This is a genomic window from Paenibacillus sp. FSL K6-1318 (assembly GCF_037976905.1).
In the GTDB taxonomy this organism is placed as follows: Bacteria; Bacillota; Bacilli; order Paenibacillales; family Paenibacillaceae; genus Paenibacillus; species Paenibacillus amylolyticus_A.
Map to the genome: position 1 here is coordinate 4,017,017 of NZ_CP150270.1, position 17,349 is coordinate 4,034,365.

A 17,349-nucleotide genomic window follows, 5' to 3' on the forward strand; every position below is an offset into this window, starting at 1 on the left:
CATGACTCCCGATCTAGGTAAATATACTCACAGGAGTGATCAAAACAAGAATTATTTTACAGGAATTTATGTTTTATTGTTTTTGTTGTCTTTCTCCAGCTCCGCTTCAATTCTTCGGTTAATAATATCCATTTCTTCTGAACTCAAACGATCGACATCTTTAAATTGCTTATCCATCTCGTACTCTTTCGCCTCACCTGTATTCATTAGCCCCAGATGATTTTTGATGTCTCGGATATCTTCACGCATATGCATCGTCTGACGGTAATGATCTATGACAAGTGCGAAAACAATGCCCCCAGCCAAAATCGGACCGAATGGAATCAGATAACATAGAACAAGTCCTATGAGCAAAAATATTACAAAATACATGCGTAGTGCCCCTTTTATATAAAGCAACTAATCTGCTAAGTTAGACGTTTCTCCAATTACAAATTAAAGCGTTCCTGGATTAACTGTGCCACTTCATCCGGGCTCTTGTGCGTGTTATCAATCCTTATGTAGTGCTCATACATGATTTCTCCCGGTTCCGAGTTCAATCGATATTTCTTCATCGTATCAAGTAAATCTCGCTCAGACCACGCGACGTCACGTTTTGTTGGCTTATGTAACAGGCGATGCGGACTTTTATTGCGCTCTAGTCTTTCTGATGCATCAGCCTCCAGTTCCACATAACAGACCTGACCTCCATGAGATGCAAACAATTCGCTGATTTGACGAATATACTCTCCGTCTTGCTTCAGGTCAAAAGCCCATACAAATGTGAAAATCAGACCCGGCAGGTCGCTCTTCGCCACTTCTTCAAAAATCTCATGACGGAATAAATTCACCAGTCTTTTGCCTTGTGGTGTACCATAACTGAAATAAGGAGACACCAGTTCAATGGTCATATGGTTATGAAACAATTTTAGCTTCGTTATCTTCTCCAGTTCTTGCCCAACCGTCATTTTGCCCACAGCCTGTGGACCAAAAATAATCACCAATTTCATTCGATCACTCCTGACAAGGTAGTGTTCATTCCATTAATTCAATTTTATGGACATTAAACTCCATGATACCTTCTTTAGGGCAAATAAAAAAGAGGTTTCAAGTGATTCCCTCAACGCGTGAGGGCTTGAAATCTCTTATCTTAAATTACATATGTTTATTTATACTTACCGTCCGATCAGTACCCATCCCCACTTCATCCGGCGCAATCCCATCGCACAGATCCATGAGATCAGGAGTGCCACAATATAAGATAGAAGGATGCCCATGCTGAAGTGCCGAGCCAGCTCATCTGTGAATTCACGTCTCCAGAAGAGCAGTACGAGTGGATGCATTAAAAATACACCGAACGCCACTGTACCCAAAGAGTCCAGAACACGTGTAGCTTTACGAACCTCGGTATGTTTTCCAGTGCCGATTCGTTCACTGAAGATCAGCAGGAGCAAGCAGGCAGACAGCGTAAACAGATTTCGGAACAGGAACAGCACGGTATAGGCAACCACCGGGTATGCAGCGAAAGCGGTTTTGATATAAGCATTACCATAGATAAAAATGGCACCTCCGCTCAACAATGCAGCTATAAGCACATAACGGTGTGTATGCAGTTTCTTCAATGCCCACTCAAAGTTCAACCCAACCCATGCACCAAATCCGATCACGATCAGATAACTCGGTAGCAAACTGCCTGTTCGTTCGAAGTGAAACTGTAAATGCAACGCATAGAATATGGCCTGGGCAGCAATAAAGAATAATGGCAAGTACCGTTTAAACAGACGCTGGCGTGCAAGCGACAAAAGCCATGGAAACACGATATAGAACTGAAGAATAATCAGAAAAAAGTATAAGTGCGTATGAGCCGTTCCCATTACTAATTGTTTGGCAAATTGAACACCATGAGTCAAAGGTTCTTTGCCCGCAAGCAGCTGTTTAATGGCAAAATAGATAAGGGACCACACCACATAGGGTACAAATACATTAAATAAACGCTTCTTATAAAAAGCGAGCATCCAACCCTTCTCATTCACCTTGGAACTGTAGTTGTAGAATAAGACCAGGGATGACAGGAACAGAAACGCTGGAACGGCAAATTGTAAAAACGTGTTCCAGAAGTAATATACATCATGATCTAATGTATGCTTGGGGTAATGCGCAACTGCTGTTGAAGTAGCGTGGATAGCTACAACTGCCATGATCGCAAAAGCACGATAGAGATCCAGATACTCAATACGCCGGGGCCGATTAACCGGTTGATTCATAAGATAACCTCACTTGTGCCTGAAATGGGATGATAGTTTCCGGCCGCAATCCAGATTCTAGCTTCATTTTAATCAGCACGCGAGGGTAATACAATCATAATCCATATTATTTTCGTTAAATTACATCATTATTCTGCATTATTCGACATTCTCTATCCAGAATCGTTCAACAACGTTACCATTAGACTCCACATAGTCCACATCCTTGATGCCACCATTTCGAAGGATAACCCTTCTGGAGGGCTCATTAATCGCGTCGCATACGACTAATACTTTGGTGATTCCGAGTTCTCTCGTTTTCTCCAAAGACAACCTGAGAATTTCGGAACCATAGCCATTGTGCCGCTCCCCCGGACGAATGCCATAACCAATATGTCCTCCGCTATTGTATAGTCTGTCATTAAGCTCATGCCTTATATTCACGGCACCCACAATTTGATGACTCTCCGTTACCAGCCAGTATGTACTGTCTTTGACCCAGCCTTCCGGGATGTCGAGGCCTTGTTCATTACGCTGCAAAAATGCCAACATCTCGTCAAACGCATAGGGTTCTTTGGAAATGACCCAAGGTACCATCAATTCTCCACTTCTTACCCAGTCCTCATAAAATGCCAAATATGCTTCCTTATATGCTCGTGATGGTTTAATTAATCTAACGTGTTCTTTCCCCATGATCACTACATCCTCTCAACAGATATTGATACTGCCACGTTCTTTCCTCCTGAACACGCCGCTCTTGATCTTCGATCAAACAAGTTCGAAAAAGGACCTGCGTGTGTGCAGATCCTCTTCAAGTGTACATCTTACCGCTTATTCTATTATTATACGGACTCTGTCAATGTAGCCTCCTGAAAACCTTGTTCCCTCTTTGCAACCGTGTCCTTGTACGTGAATTGGTAACTTCCAGATCCCAGTGTGATTTCAACATCGTCTCCAATGCTGCGAATAACCTGAACTTCACTCACCTGATCCAACGGTTTCCCTTGCTCCAGAACGATCTGTGCACCTGCTCCAGGAAGACGTACCGTACCTCTTGTATTGGCAGGAATATGCACCCGTATCTCCATTTCCCCCGCCGCCAGCCTGTGCCAGCTTGAAGCAACTTGACCATACATCGTCTCCAAACTCGCTTCCACCCAATCCAGTCCTGGTCCGGGTTGCGGCTCGATATGAACCATTCGGAATCCTGGCTGATGTTCATCGGACCGAATGCCGGCAACATAACGATACAACCATTCCCCAATCGCACCGTACGCATAGTGGTTAAATGAGTTCATATCAGCACTCCAGAGACCGCCATCCTCTTTGATCCCATCCCAATGTTCCCAGACTGTCGTTGCGCCTTGAGTTACCTGATACAGCCAGGACGGGTAATCCTCTTGAAAAAGCAAGGTATAAGCCAGTTCGTGAAGTCCCACATCACTCAGTACCGGATTCAGATAAGGTGTGCCCACGAATCCTGTGGTAAGATGATTCCCCGCCTCTTTCACGAGTTTCGCCAATTGTTCCACTGCACGAGTTCGGGCAGTGACGTCCAGCAGGTCAAACTGGAGTGCAAGAACATGCGCTGTTTGCGTTGGAACAGCAATTTTCCCAGCTGGAGTCACGAATTCATTTCGAAACGCATGAACAATGTTCGTATGCAACTGCTTGTAATATTCAGCATCGTCAGTCTTTCCAAGTACCTCAGCCGCTTTTTGAGTTAACGAAACCGAATAGGCATAGAATGCAGTCGCCACATAGTCTGTGTCCGTTGCGCCGACATAACTATCAGGCTTGGAGTCCAGTCCCAGCCAATCGCCAAAGTGGAATCCCGTGTTCCACAGATACGGATTGTCACCCTGCCCGTGAATGTATTCAATCCATCGTTGCATGCTCCCATATTGCTCAGCCAGCAATCTAGCATCCCCATACATCTCATAGATGGTCCATGGACAGATGACGGCTGCATCACCCCAAGCGGCGGAGGAATGACTGGTGTCACCCCATCCTTCTGACGTGGAACTTCTCAGATCCGGAACGAAGAATGGGATACCTCCATCTGCTCCCTGGTCCGCTTCCAGATCTCGCAACCATTTGGTGAAGAAGGGAGCCGTGTTCATCAGGTAGGAGGACGTGCGGACAAACATCTGCGCATCACCCGTCCATCCGAGCCGTTCATCCCTCTGTGGACAGTCTGTCGGCACATCCAGGAAATTCCCCTTTTGCCCCCACAATATATTGTGATGCAGTTGGTTCACCAGTGGACTGGAGCATGAGAACTGACCTGTTGGCTCCATATTCGAGTGAAGTACTATTCCGGTGAATTCATCCAGACGAACGTGTTCCGGGAAGCCAACCAGCTTTACATAGCGAAAGCCTTGGAATGTAAAATGCGGTTCAAATGTTTCCACGCCATCCCCCTTGCACGTGTAGCGAATACACTGCTTGGCGGCGCGAAGATTATCGGTGTAGAAGTTGCCTTCATGATCCAAGATTTCAGCATGGTGAAGCTCAACCGTCTGACCCTCTTTACCTTGAATGCTGAATTTCACCCATCCCACCATATTCTGCCCCATGTCTAGTACACGATCTCCCTGTGGAGTTGTCAGCAAGGCAATTGGCTGTAGCTGTTCGACTTGGGTGACGGGTACGTTCTCCTGCGCAACGATGATATCTTTGGGATGCTCCAGTACGTTCACGGGTGACCAACTCACCTGAGAGGAATCCGACCAATCGGACTCCATTCGCGCATCATACGTCTCCCCCATATAGATGTCCGACATGCGAATGGCACTTGGAGCTGCCGTCCAATTCCCGTTAGATAAAATAGATTCCTCCGAACCATCTGCGTATTTTATCTGCAATTCCAGCAGCAATGCGGATGTTGCACCGAATATTTCCCGTTCTTTGTTCCAGCCAAGATATCCTCGGTACCAGCCATCTCCCAGATTAGCACCTAAAGTATTCTGTCCATGTTGGAGCATGTGAGTAACATCATAGGTTTGATATTGTAATCGCTTACGATAAGAGGTCCAGCCAGGTGTAAAATAATCTTCTCCTACTCTTGTGCTGTTCAGATGCAACTCGTATAATCCAAGTGCTGTTACATATATTCTGGCAGACGTAATCGATTTTTTCACATTAAACTGCTTGCGCATACGCGGGCATGACGTATCTCCATCAGCTGATGGTTGAGCTGTGATCCATTCTGCTCGCCACTTGTTATGACTATCCATAAGTCCCATCTCGAAATAAGCCGTTTCGGACCAACCGGAATCACTTCCTGCATCATCCCATGCCCGAATCCGGTAGTAATATCGCGTTCGCGGAGAAGGCTGAAAATGGTTTAATTCCACATGTATGGATTGATCCGTGCTTATCTCGCCAGAATCCCATCCAATCCCATCAAAATCTTCCGTCAAAGACAGCTGAATCTGGTAAGCGGATTGCATGCAGTTCCGACGATCGGACTGCAACTGCCAGCTTATTCTCGGTGATTTTACATCAAGGCCAATCGGATTAATTTTATACTCACAGCGAAGGTGACTAACGTTGAACATTAGCAAATCGTCCTTTCCATCTTGGCTTCCCATTCGGGGTTACGATATAATTATATCGAGCCTGTTGCCGTAAATACCCGGTAATCAGGACTATTTCATCCGGTATTTCAGCCATCTGTACGAGGAGGTTGCTTGTGAATTCATCTGTACAACTCATGAAAAGTGAGTACTTCCTGCATAATCATCTGCAGCTTTTCGTCAATCGTTGCTCTGAAGATTTTGTGCTTCCTTTTCACGCACATGATTTTATTGAGTATAGCTATGTTGCCGAAGGAAAGGGCTTTCATCATATCGGTGAAGATGTCATTCCGGTGACGAAGGGCATGCTGTTTGTCATTCCCGTCGGCGTTCCTCATGTTTTCCGTCCTGTGAGCACCAACGTAACCGAGCATCCGTTAATTCTATATAACTGCCTATTTAATGCTGAATTGATCCACACCCTGACATCCGTCATTCAGGAAAAAGAAATCATTCATCATCTGTTGGATCTGGCACAAAATCAAGTTCCTTATATATCCGTTGTGGATCACAACGACCGGATTGAAGAACTAATGGTGAAGCTGTACCGTGAATCCTCCGTTCCGGGAATCGGTTCGTCTACCATGTTATACACCCTGGTGAGCCAATTGGTATTGATGACCTACCGACAACTTTATCAAGAGGTTCAGGAAGAAGCGATTCATTCCACTGATTTTGAGTACATTCTTCACTATCTCAAACAACACGTGAGCGACCGAATCCGAATATCTGATCTGGTACGTGTATCAGGCTGGAGCGAAAAGCAAATTGGACGAATGTTTCTTCGGCATACCGGACAGACCTTTAGCGCCCACCTGCAACATCTCCGTATACAAAAAAGCTGTGAACTGCTTAAGAGTTCACGGCACAAAGTCAGCCTGATTGCCGAACTGGTCGGATATCGGGATATGGATTCATTTTATGCTGCATTCAAAAAAATAACAGGCGAAACACCTCTCGCCTATCGCAAAAAATCCAGAGCACAGCACTCTGGACAATAAGATTTACTTTCAGACACCAACAACCTGTAATACTTCATCTATGTAGGCCTTGGCCTCTTTCCATGAAGACATCAACGGAAAATTGTATCGTTCACGCTCCTGTATATTCCATGGATGCGGGATACATATGACTTTCTTGCCATCCTCATGCGCCGGAATCAAATTATGTGCTCCATCATCAATGAGCAGATCGAAACTGAGCAGATTTTTTCTTTTGCATGTAATAAACTGTTCTGCGGTTATAAAAGGCATATGCTGCTGAAGCCAGTTCCACTTCTCAACGACTGTTCTTGGTTCTGCTGCCGTAACGACAATGACATCATAAGCATCGTTCAGCTTTCGCATCTCATCTACTACATACTCGTCGAATAATTCCAATTCCTCGAACAGACCCGGCCGACCATAAAATACATCGTGCGTGCTCTCTGGATGACGCAAATGAGATGTATCCCAATGAATCATATCCTCATAGCGCAACGGATGGGTCGGGAAGCTGAGGTTGTTGTGATAAATAGCCCGCTTGACCAGATGACATATCGTGTCATCCATATCTACAGCAATAATAGGCTTCTTCATGGTTATCCCTCCCCTAATACGATCACAGTATACCATCCAGAATGTTATGAAGTCATCCTTTTTACATTACAGTGCAATAGTGTTGATGAATTCCTGCGAGATTATAGTAAAAAGGCGCCCCGGCGCCTCAATACCAGCTGCGCCTGGGGTGCCTATATAGTTGATCTATTCCAAGTTTTCGCCATTGGAGGCAATGACTTTTTGGTACCAGCCAAAGCTTTTTTTCTTATACCGATTCAATGTGCCTTGTCCGTTGTCATCCTGATCCACATAGATCACGCCATATCGCTTGGACATTTCCGAAGTGGATGCACTGATGATATCAATTGCTCCCCAGTTGGTATATCCCATCAGGTCCACACCATCCATAACGGCTTCTTTCATTTGTGTAATATGTTTTCTCAGATAATCAATCCGGTAATCATCGTTGATGGAACCGTCTGCTTCAACGGTATCTTTGGCACCAAGGCCGTTCTCCACCACAAACAATGGCAATTGATAACGGTCATACAGCTCTTTCAATGCAACGCGCAGACCGATCGGATCAAGCTGCCAGCCCCATTCCGTACGCTCCAGATTTGGGTTCTTGATCGTACTATACAGGTTGCCTCCAGTCACTCCATATTCCTCTGGATTAACTGCGGATACCAAGGATGTGTAATAACTGAACGAGATAAAATCAACTGTATGCTCACGCAGGATCTGCTCATCTCCTGGTTCCATGGCAATCGTAATCCCGTTCTCTGCCCAGTACCGAGCCATGAACGTTGGATAACTACCACGAACTTGTACATCCGTATGCAGCAGATTCAGCTGGTTATCGATCTGTGCTTGTAACACATCCTCTGGCTTCGACGTCGCCGGGTAGTGAATCATGCGCGCAAGCATACATCCGATCTGGAAGTTCGGGTTAATCTGACGCGCTTTTTCTGTTACTAGGCTACTAGCTATAAATTGATGATGAAGTGCCTGATAAGAAGCCTGCATCGTGTTCTCAACTCGGTCTTCAATAATACCGCCACCTGTGAACGGTTCAATAATCGTTGTGTTAATCTCATTAAACGTCAACCAGTATTTTACTTTGTCCTTGTATCGGTTCATCACTGTCTCGGCATATCTTACAAAATGTCCAATCACTTCGCGGCCAGCCCAGCCGTTATATTTCAGGACAAGCGCCATAGGCATCTCATAATGTGAGAGTGTTACAAGCGGTTCAATATCGTATTTACGGAGTTCATCGAACACTTCGTCATAGAAACGCAATCCTTCTTCATTCGGCTCGGCATCATAACCATTCGGGAAAATACGCGGCCAGTTGATGGACAGACGGAATGTCTTGAAGCCCAGCTCGGCGAACAGCGCAATATCCTCTTTGAAACGGTGGTAAAAATCAATCCCGTAACGTTTCGGATAACCTTCTGCACTGTGATGTGCCATGGCTTTCTCAACCGTTGCACTTGTAACATGCATCAGTTCTCTAAGGTTGGTGTAATCCTTTTTCTCAAAATATGGAACCATATCAGCCGTCGACCATCCTTTGCCGCCAGCGTCGAATCCACCTTCAGCCTGATTGGCGGCAATAGCGCCGCCCCATAGAAAACCTTCCGGAAACCCTTGTCGATTAATCATGCGAATCTCTCCTTCTTTTGTTGATATTGTTAGTCCTAAGACAGACTGTTTAGATTTCAGCTTTCAATACGTTTTCACCCATCGTGATTTCACCCAATTTCACAGGTAAAACCTCCTTGTAATCAGCCGTATTGGTAACAACCATAGCAGTTGTAATGTCGTATTCTTTTGCAATCTCGTCCAGTTCAAAAGTAAGTAACTTGTCTCCAGCCTGTACACGTGCTCCTGTAGCAACATGTGCATCGAAATACTGTCCACGCAGCTTCACCGTGTTAATTCCAACATGAATCAGCAATTCCATTCCGTTATCACTGCGGACAACGATCGCATGTTTCGTTTTGAACACATTCATGATGGTACCTGTCACTGGAGAAATCAATTCGCCTACCGTTGGAATAAATGCTACACCTTTACCCATCAATTCATCACCGAATGTTGGATCGTTGACTTCTTTGAGTGGAATCGATTTACCTGTCATCGGGGCAACGGCTACCGCATCACTTGTTGGTTCTGGAGCGCCCATGTCGTCCACGTTCACACTTGCAGCATCGCTGGAAGCTACTTTCGCTGGTGCTGTAGAAGCACCCGGTGAGAATTGAGCCAACGCCTCAGCGTCTCCTTCTTCTTCCTTGATACCGAATATTGTAGACATGATTGCACCCACCACAAAGGCCAAAATCATACCCCCAAAGGAATACCAGAAGGTTTGTCCGATCAGGGAAGGAAGTCCTGGGAGACCACCGTTACCCGCAAGCACATATGCTTTCGCACCAAAAGCAAGAGCAAATCCTCCACCCACTGCACTACCAATCATCGCTGCGGCAAATGGTTTTTTGTATTTCATGTTAACCCCGTACATAGCCGGCTCCGTTACACCCATGAGTGCGGTGAAGCTCGTTGACAATGCCACGGTTTTAAGTTTTTTATCTTTTGCCCGGAAGAATACGCCGAGTGTTGCACCAGCCTGACCCATATTGGAGATAAAGGTCAACGGCAAGAATTTATCAAAGCCCAGTGTAGCGATATTACTCAGGATAATCGGCACAAGTGCATAGTGCATTCCTGTCATAATAATGAGCGCCATCGCGCCGCCCAGAACAATACCTGCAATCAATCCGCCTTCATTCAGCAGCCAGTTGATGCCGCCGGACAATCCGCTACCAACAAATGTACCCAATGGCCCGATCGCAATCAGCGTTACCGGAACCATAACAAGCAAGGTAATCAGTGGCACAAGCAATAGCTTGAGCGCAGCAGGGATAACGCGGTCAACCCATTTCTCAACATAGGACATCAACCATACAGCAAGAAGAATCGGGATAACCGATGAAGCATAACTTACAGCCGTAACCGGGATTCCCAAAAATCCAACCGATTCACCGCTAGATAGCAATGCTGTCATGTCTGGATACATCAGTGCCGTACCTAGTGCAATCGCAACAAACGGGTTACTTCCGAATTTACGAGCAGCGCTGACTGCAATCAGTAAAGGCAGGTAGTGGAATACGCCGTCACCAATGGCTGAAAGAATACGATACGTATCCGTTCCGGCTGACATCCAACTCAAGGACACGAACAGGGCCAGTAATCCTTTGAGCATACCTGCCGCGGTAATCGCTGGAAGCATTGGAGCAAAGACGCCCGCGATTGTTTCAAAAATCTTCAGCACGACATTTTGTTTTTTATCCGACTTTGGCTCTTTATTTTCTGTAGTTTGCTGGATTGCCGGATGTTCCTTCACCATGGCATCGAATACTTTTGCCACGTCATTACCGATAATGACTTGGAATTGATCGCCGGAAATATTCGTTCCCATGACCTTATCCAATTTCTTGAGTGAGCCATTATCGACTTTATCGTTATTCTTCAAATCAAAGCGTAGTCGAGTAACGCAGTGATACACCGAGTTAATATTGTTTGTTCCCCCAACGGCTTTGATGATTTCCTGTGCCGTTTCCTGATGTTTCATGATGTTTTCCTCCTCATTTTTCCAATAAAAAATACCCGAACGAATATAGCGCACATTGATGGCGCCATCTCATTCGGGTATTGCCTGATTGAACAGTAACAAGCCCATAGGATATCCAGTTGTGATTTCATTCTATTGCGTGGACTTTATACGTCCCGCTTGGTTTTCATCAGACGTTCCAGATGGAGCGTTAGATATAACTGCTCAGAGTGAGTCATGTCATACTGATAGTTCTTATGGATAAAAGTCTCGATCTTGCCAATACATTTGAATGTCTCCGGATAGTTTTTCCGAACCACTTCATATAAATACTCCTCGGCATCATCATGTGAAGAATGGGTAATGACACGCTGACAGAAATATTTCAAATGGGTAATGAAGCGGAAATAGTTGACGCTATCTTCATCCAATTCGACGTTGAAGTGATATTTGATGATATTCATAATCTCCTGCAACAGCTGCATCAGATGAGTGACATCGTTCATGGAATCATTGACTTCCGCATTGATGAAATGCAAAGCAATATTACAGATTTCATCTTTGGGGAACTCAATATCCAGTCTTTCCTTCAGCAAGGTCAGTGCTTCTCTGGCCACATCGTACTCCGCCTTATAGAAGTGCTGAACTTCCCAAGAAAGTGGATTACGAGTAATCATTCCTTTTTCCAAGCGTTGAACGGCAAAGTGAATGTGATCAGATAGCGAGACATAGATCCCGTCACTGATGGTTTTGTTCAGTTGCGTTCGTGCCAGTGTCACAATATCATCTGTTGCCTGCAGAATCTCAATAGGCACTTCAGCTACGATGGATTTAAATTTCTCATAGATCGATGCATCCTGAAGACGGAATACCTTCTCAATCCGCTCTTCATCAATCTCATCGCCTGCTTTGAACTTAAATCCGATACCCCGGCCGAGGATCAGCAGTTCCTGATTTTTGTCATCCACGGTACTGACAATATTGTTATTAAATATCTGTTTAATAATCATTCTGGACCCACCTGGTTTTTTTTGAGGATTAAAAAAGGGCAAAACCAAAACAGAAATAATAAAATCATTTCCATAGTGGTTTTGCCCGCATTACCGGTAACAAGCCTCGGATCTAATTTATCATAACCTGAAAACGGTGTCAACCAAAATTACTGCTAATGCTATTCCACTTCGTTCCCTTACATGCGTCATTTTCCTAAGCTTCCACGTTTCAGGGCACATATGTTTTAATATTCACATGTTGATGCAGTTTCAAACGGCGTCATCCAACAACTCATCACTTGCTTTGAACAAAAAAAGGCCCTTCTATCGAAGGGCCCTCTCTATTATTGTTGGAACGTCACATTAATCTGTACAATCTCCGAACGACTGCTTGTGCGAATCGGAGGTCCCCAGAAGCCAAATCCCGACGTTACGATGGAGTGCATGGAGCCTTTTTGCAGATAACCCCAATCATTCTCGTAAATAGCCTGTGTGATGAACTGGGCCGGTGCGATCTGACCACGGTGGGTGTGACCAGATACGACCAGATCTACATTGTTTTGCTCCGCAATATCCAGATCATACGGCTGGTGATCCATCATAAGTACTGGTTGGCTCAAGTCCGTATTTTGCATTAATGTGGCTACTTCTGCACGATCCTTCTCTGTGCGATCTTTCCGTCCAATGAGGGTAATCTTGTCATCCAGGACAATCTTGTCATCGTACAAAACTTGCATGTTGCTCTTCTCCAGCGCAGCAATCAGATCTTCAATCGGACCATCGAACTTATCGTGATTTCCGAGTGAAGCATAGACGCCGTATGGAGCCTGAATATCACTGATAATGTCGGCAATTCCGCTATTGAGGTACATATCCAGATTGTCATCAATGATATCTCCAGGATACAGCACCAGATCCGGCTTCAGAGCATTAATCTCCTCCACCATTCGTTTGGCATGGGCAGGCCCAGACAGTAGTCCGAAGTGCATATCGGCAGCCATGACAATGTTAAGCTTGTCCACACCTTCTACTTTTTTATCAATCTGAATGTTATACGTTCTCACAACCGGGCTGTAGGCGTTGAAAATTCCATAACCCATTGTGGACACCAACAGCACCAGAGTAACAACTCCTGCCCACTTCTGTGTATGATGTCTAGGAATACGGGTTAATCTCAACAGCCACATCGTCAGATGAACGATTGGCAGGATCAGCAATAACAACGAGAAGATCGCCAGCCAGTAAGAACCGATGATACTAAGAAACGAAATGCTTCCAAATACTCGTGCCAGAATGAAGGAAACGGCAAGGAACACAAGCGCTATGATATAAAACCACCGGAATCTGGCGGACACGACAGGTTTCATCCAACTCCACCCGCTCCAGCCTATGTAGAACACTAATAAACCGTATACGACCAAAAACAATATACCCGCTAATACAAACATGCCCGGTCTAACCTCCACGTCAATAAGTTGTATTCTGAATTTTCATAACGGATGTAGGTCCGTCTGAACAAGTATAACGTAGTTGAAGGGTCAGATCATCTGTTTGCCAAACCCAGATTCGTACATTTTATTACAATTTGATAATATTCAAATTCGAACCATTAACGAGAAAAAGCACCCTTGCAGGTACCATGAAGTTAAATTCATGAATGACTGCAAGAATGCTATATATTCGGAACTGATATTACTCGTTAGTGTCCATCCACTGGAAGTGGAATGAACCTTCTTTGTCCACACGTTTGAATGTGTGAGCACCGAAGTAGTCACGTTGTGCTTGCAGCAAGTTCGCTGGCAAACGCTCTGTACGGTAGCTGTCGTAGTAAGACAGTGCGCTGGAGAATCCAGGTACCGGAATACCTTGTTTTACAGCAGCCGCTACAACTTCACGCCATGCACCTTGATATGACTCAACGATGTTTTGGAAGTATGGATCCAAGAGCAGGTTTTTCAGTGCTGCATCTTTGTCATACGCTTCTTTGATGTTTTGCAGGAACTGCGAACGGATGATGCAGCCGCCGCGGAAGATCATGGCAATGTTGCCGTATTTCAGATCCCAACCATACTCATCGGAAGCTGCACGCATTTGTGCGAATCCTTGAGCGTAGGATACGATTTTACTTGCAAATAGCGCTTTACGAACGTTCTCGATGAACGCTTTTTTGTCGCCAGAGAATGCTTCAGTTGCTGGTCCATTAAGGATTTTGCTAGCTGCTACACGCTCGTCCTTCATGGCAGACAGGAAACGGGAGAATACGGATTCCGTGATCATGGACAATGGTACGCCGAGATCCAGCGCGCTTTGGCTTGTCCATTTACCTGTTCCTTTTTGTCCAGCCGCGTCCAGAATAACGTCAACCATTGGTTTACCCGTTTCAGGATCGTATTTGGAGAAGATATCTGCCGTGATTTCGATCAGGTAGCTGTCCAGCTCCCCTTGATTCCACTCGGTGAAGATCTCATGCAACTCTTCAACGGAAACGTTCAATACGGATTTGAGCAGGTGGTAAGCTTCACCAATCAACTGCATATCTCCGTATTCGATACCGTTATGCACCATTTTTACATAGTGTCCGGCACCGTCTGGTCCGATATATGTGCTGCAAGCGTCATCGCCAACTTTGGCGGAGATCGCTGTCAGGATCGGTTCTACCAACTGATAAGCACTTTCCTGACCGCCTGGCATGATAGCTGGGCCTTTCAGTGCGCCTTCTTCACCACCGGATACACCTGCGCCGATGAAGCGGAAACCTTTTTCTTCCAGCTCTTTACTGCGACGTTGTGTGTCAGGGAAGTAAGCATTACCTCCGTCGATAATGATGTCCCCTTGATCCAGATGAGGAAGCAGTTGCTCGATGGTTGCATCTGTCGCTTTACCCGCTTGCACCATAATCAAAATTTTACGCGGAGACTCCAGGGACTCTACGAATTCTTCAATGGTGAACGCGCCTGTCAGGTTTTTACCTTCTGCTTCTTTCAGAAGATCGTTCGTTTTCTCCGGGGAACGGTTAAATACCGCTACCGAGAAACCTTTGCTTTCAATATTCAAAGCCAAGTTTTTACCCATTACTGCCAAACCAATAACACCAATCTGTTGTTTACTCATTATGTCCTCCCAATACTCCATTATTTATATAGTAAGTTGAAACGAATGAATGGTTATAGATTATTGTACTGTTTTTTTCCAGTCCGCTGCAAATTTGTCCATACCTTGATCTGTCAGTGGGTGTTTGGAGATTTGTTCAATGACGGAGAATGGAACAGTAGCGATATGTGCTCCCGCCATTGCTACACGTGTAACGTGATCCGGATGTCTTACAGAAGCCGCAATAATCTGTGCATCCAGGTTATGTGTACGGAACAATTCAGCAATTTTGGTAACCAATTGTACGCCATCTTCGGAGATATCATCAAGACGTCCCAGGAATGGAGATACATATGTTGCACCAGCACGAGCAGCCAGAAGCGCCTGGTTCACAGTGAAGATCAACGTTACATTGGTTTTCACACCTTTTTTGGTCAAGTAACGACAAGCTTCGAGGCCTGCAAGTGTCATTGGCAGTTTGATCGTAATGTTTTTGTCGCTGTTGTTGATTTTGATCAATTCATCTGCTTGCGCAATCATCTCTTCAGCAGTAAGGGCATCTGGTGTTACTTCCGCAGAAACGGACTCCACTTCAGGTACCAAACGCAAGATTTCTTCGATACGATCTTCGAATTTCACACCTTCTTTGGCTACCAGAGAAGGGTTCGTCGTTACGCCAGACAATACGCCGATTTTGTATGCTTTTTGGATATCTTCCACGTTAGCTGTATCGATAAAAAATTTCATGATTGAATTACCTCCAGATATTTTTATTATGGTTTAGAGATTGGCATTAACCGCCAAAGGTGTGCTACTTGCAACAACAGACTGCTGATCCGCCGGCTCATCAAACCACCAGTGGTGGCCTTCTGCTTCAAGCATAGCATCCGATTCAGCAGGTCCATAGCTGCCCGCAGGATACAGGTGAAGTGGCAACAGATTTTCCTGGAATGCGTCCAGAATTGGTTGCACCCAAGCCCAGGACAATTCTACTTCATCCCAGTGGGCAAAGAATGTTGGATCACCCAGCAAAGCATCACGAATCAGATTCTCGTAAGCTTCCGCGAGGTCACCTTTATCCGGAGAAAGATCGATATGAACCGGTTTGAATTCACCTTTATTCTCAGGATCACTTGCATTCAGTTGCAATGTCATGCTCTGATCCGGACTCATCTCAATGACGAGCAGGTTTGGCTTGGAACCTTTGTTTTTCAGGACATTCGTCTGGCCTGAAGGTTCTTTGAATTCAATCACAATACGTGTTGATTTCTCCTTCATTCTTTTACCCGTGCGAATGTAAAACGGAACACCACGCCAGAAGAAATCATCAATTTGCAATTTGGCAGCAATGAACGTGTCATTCATCGTATTCTCCGCTACACCCGGTTCAGCAGCATAAGCATTAACCGGTTGGCCTTGAATATTGCCTGCTGCATACTGTCCACGGATGATGTTTGCACCCACAGTCTGCTTTTGCAATGGCTGGATCGATTCCATAATGTGCTTTTTCTTCAATCCAACTTTTTCGGAAGTACTGTTGTATGGAAGCTGAATCGCCATCATCATGAGCAATTGCAACATATGATTCTGGAACATGTCTCGCACTGCACCTACATGATCATAATAGGATGCACGTTCTTCGACACCTACAGTCTCATTCGCCGTAATTTGCACGTTGGAGATGTAACGGTTGTTCCATAACGCCTTCATGATTGGGTTACTCTGATGCAACGTCTCCAGACGTTGTACCATCGGTTTGCCCAAGTAATGGTCAATCCGATAAATCTCTTCTTCCGTGAAGGATTCGCTTAATTTGCGATTAAGGTCTCTTGCGGACTGTAGATCGTGACCAAATGGCTTCTCGATAACAAGACGTTTCCAGCCCTCTGTGGAACCCAGCCCACTTTCTTGAATATTCTCGGCAATCGGTTCGAAGAATTCCGGACCAACCGAGAGATAGAACAAGCGATTGGACGGAATGCCAAGCTCAGCTTCTCTTTGTTCAACTAATCCCAACAGCTTTATATAATCTTCCTTATGGCTTATATTCAATACACTGTAGCGGAAAGCTTTCACAAATGACTTCACAACTTCAGGATCAGCCTGGCGTCTGGAAAATTCATTTAATGATTTTTCTACTTGTGCCTGAAAGAATTCATCAGACCACTCTCTACGCCCCAGACCAATCAATGAGAAGGTTTCCGGAAGCTTCTGCTCAAGATATAAGTTATATAAGGCAGGATATATTTTTCTTTTGGCTAAATCGCCAGTAGCACCAAATAAAACAATGGTAGTTGGTTCCATCTCACC

The 17,349-nt window shown here is 45.1% G+C and carries 14 protein-coding genes; 1 reads left to right on the forward strand and 13 read right to left on the reverse strand.

The genetic code is table 11. From position 1 onward, the window contains the following. Positions 1 to 66: 66 nt before the first annotated feature. From NYE45_RS17670 to NYE45_RS17690, 5 genes are all read right to left on the reverse strand, one after another. A complete protein-coding gene (locus tag NYE45_RS17670) occupies positions 67 to 372 on the reverse strand; it encodes a hypothetical protein (protein WP_340013440.1) in 306 nt (101 codons plus the stop codon). 56 nt (positions 373 to 428) lie between these two features. After that, positions 429 to 989, reverse strand: coding sequence for an AAA family ATPase (locus NYE45_RS17675; protein WP_340013442.1), 561 nt, complete (start codon positions 987 to 989; stop codon positions 429 to 431). Positions 990 to 1,154: 165 nt separating this feature from the next. After that, on the reverse strand, positions 1,155 to 2,243 hold the full coding sequence (locus tag NYE45_RS17680) for an acyltransferase (protein ID WP_340013444.1): 1,089 nt from the start codon (positions 2,241 to 2,243) through the stop codon (positions 1,155 to 1,157). A gap of 138 nt (positions 2,244 to 2,381) precedes the next feature. Next, positions 2,382 to 2,915: a GNAT family N-acetyltransferase gene (locus tag NYE45_RS17685; protein ID WP_340013446.1), complete on the reverse strand. Its 534-nt coding sequence runs from the start codon at positions 2,913 to 2,915 to the stop codon at positions 2,382 to 2,384. 149 nt (positions 2,916 to 3,064) lie between these two features. Next, positions 3,065 to 5,785 carry a family 78 glycoside hydrolase catalytic domain gene (locus NYE45_RS17690; RefSeq protein ID WP_340013448.1) on the reverse strand — a complete coding sequence of 907 codons (2,721 nt, stop codon included), beginning with the start codon at positions 5,783 to 5,785 and terminating at the stop codon, positions 3,065 to 3,067. Between the two features lie 134 nt (positions 5,786 to 5,919). Here NYE45_RS17690 and NYE45_RS17695 point away from each other — a divergent pair, with 134 nt between their 5' ends. After that, positions 5,920 to 6,804, forward strand: coding sequence for an AraC family transcriptional regulator (locus NYE45_RS17695; RefSeq protein WP_340013449.1), 885 nt, complete (start codon positions 5,920 to 5,922; stop codon positions 6,802 to 6,804). Between the two features lie 9 nt (positions 6,805 to 6,813). Here the strand turns inward: NYE45_RS17695 and NYE45_RS17700 are convergent, their stop codons facing one another. The 8 genes from NYE45_RS17700 to zwf all read right to left on the reverse strand — a co-directional run bounded on the left by NYE45_RS17700 (position 6,814) and on the right by zwf (position 17,343). Further along, positions 6,814 to 7,380 (reverse strand): hypothetical protein, encoded by a 567-nt coding sequence (locus NYE45_RS17700; RefSeq protein WP_340013450.1) that lies wholly within the window; start codon positions 7,378 to 7,380, stop codon positions 6,814 to 6,816. 165 nt (positions 7,381 to 7,545) lie between these two features. Next, positions 7,546 to 9,009, reverse strand: a complete 1,464-nt coding sequence (gene ascB, locus NYE45_RS17705) for a 6-phospho-beta-glucosidase (protein ID WP_340013452.1) — start codon at positions 9,007 to 9,009, stop codon at positions 7,546 to 7,548. Positions 9,010 to 9,058: 49 nt separating this feature from the next. Next, positions 9,059 to 10,978: a beta-glucoside-specific PTS transporter subunit IIABC gene (locus NYE45_RS17710; protein WP_340013453.1), complete on the reverse strand. Its 1,920-nt coding sequence runs from the start codon at positions 10,976 to 10,978 to the stop codon at positions 9,059 to 9,061. Between the two features lie 146 nt (positions 10,979 to 11,124). Continuing rightward, on the reverse strand, positions 11,125 to 11,967 hold the full coding sequence (locus NYE45_RS17715) for a PRD domain-containing protein (RefSeq protein WP_047843461.1): 843 nt from the start codon (positions 11,965 to 11,967) through the stop codon (positions 11,125 to 11,127). A gap of 326 nt (positions 11,968 to 12,293) precedes the next feature. Next, positions 12,294 to 13,397, reverse strand: a complete 1,104-nt coding sequence (locus NYE45_RS17720; protein WP_340013454.1) for a metallophosphoesterase — start codon at positions 13,395 to 13,397, stop codon at positions 12,294 to 12,296. A gap of 244 nt (positions 13,398 to 13,641) precedes the next feature. After that, complete coding sequence (gene gndA / locus NYE45_RS17725; protein WP_062835042.1) at positions 13,642 to 15,060, reverse strand: NADP-dependent phosphogluconate dehydrogenase; 1,419 nt, start codon at positions 15,058 to 15,060, stop codon at positions 13,642 to 13,644. 60 nt (positions 15,061 to 15,120) lie between these two features. After that, positions 15,121 to 15,786: a fructose-6-phosphate aldolase gene (gene fsa, locus NYE45_RS17730; RefSeq protein ID WP_036613461.1), complete on the reverse strand. Its 666-nt coding sequence runs from the start codon at positions 15,784 to 15,786 to the stop codon at positions 15,121 to 15,123. Between the two features lie 33 nt (positions 15,787 to 15,819). Beyond that, positions 15,820 to 17,343: a glucose-6-phosphate dehydrogenase gene (gene zwf, locus NYE45_RS17735; protein ID WP_340013456.1), complete on the reverse strand. Its 1,524-nt coding sequence runs from the start codon at positions 17,341 to 17,343 to the stop codon at positions 15,820 to 15,822. Between the last annotated feature and the right edge of the window lie 6 nt (positions 17,344 to 17,349).

What these genes read in the sequence shown, in the direction of transcription:
- NYE45_RS17670 (WP_340013440.1), bottom strand. Translation starts at nt 372, where the DNA reads ATGTATTTTGTAATATTTTTGCTCATAGGACTTGTTCTATGTTATCTG.
- NYE45_RS17675 (WP_340013442.1), bottom strand. Translation starts at nt 989, where the DNA reads ATGAAATTGGTGATTATTTTTGGTCCACAGGCTGTGGGCAAAATGACG.
- NYE45_RS17680 (WP_340013444.1), bottom strand. Translation starts at nt 2,243, where the DNA reads ATGAATCAACCGGTTAATCGGCCCCGGCGTATTGAGTATCTGGATCTC.
- NYE45_RS17685 (WP_340013446.1), bottom strand. Translation starts at nt 2,915, where the DNA reads ATGGGGAAAGAACACGTTAGATTAATTAAACCATCACGAGCATATAAG.
- NYE45_RS17690 (WP_340013448.1), bottom strand. Translation starts at nt 5,785, where the DNA reads ATGTTCAACGTTAGTCACCTTCGCTGTGAGTATAAAATTAATCCGATT.
- NYE45_RS17700 (WP_340013450.1), bottom strand. Translation starts at nt 7,380, where the DNA reads ATGAAGAAGCCTATTATTGCTGTAGATATGGATGACACGATATGTCAT.
- ascB (WP_340013452.1), bottom strand. Translation starts at nt 9,009, where the DNA reads ATGATTAATCGACAAGGGTTTCCGGAAGGTTTTCTATGGGGCGGCGCT.
- NYE45_RS17710 (WP_340013453.1), bottom strand. Translation starts at nt 10,978, where the DNA reads ATGAAACATCAGGAAACGGCACAGGAAATCATCAAAGCCGTTGGGGGA.
- NYE45_RS17715 (WP_047843461.1), bottom strand. Translation starts at nt 11,967, where the DNA reads ATGATTATTAAACAGATATTTAATAACAATATTGTCAGTACCGTGGAT.
- NYE45_RS17720 (WP_340013454.1), bottom strand. Translation starts at nt 13,397, where the DNA reads ATGTTTGTATTAGCGGGTATATTGTTTTTGGTCGTATACGGTTTATTA.
- gndA (WP_062835042.1), bottom strand. Translation starts at nt 15,060, where the DNA reads ATGAGTAAACAACAGATTGGTGTTATTGGTTTGGCAGTAATGGGTAAA.
- fsa (WP_036613461.1), bottom strand. Translation starts at nt 15,786, where the DNA reads ATGAAATTTTTTATCGATACAGCTAACGTGGAAGATATCCAAAAAGCA.
- zwf (WP_340013456.1), bottom strand. Translation starts at nt 17,343, where the DNA reads ATGGAACCAACTACCATTGTTTTATTTGGTGCTACTGGCGATTTAGCC.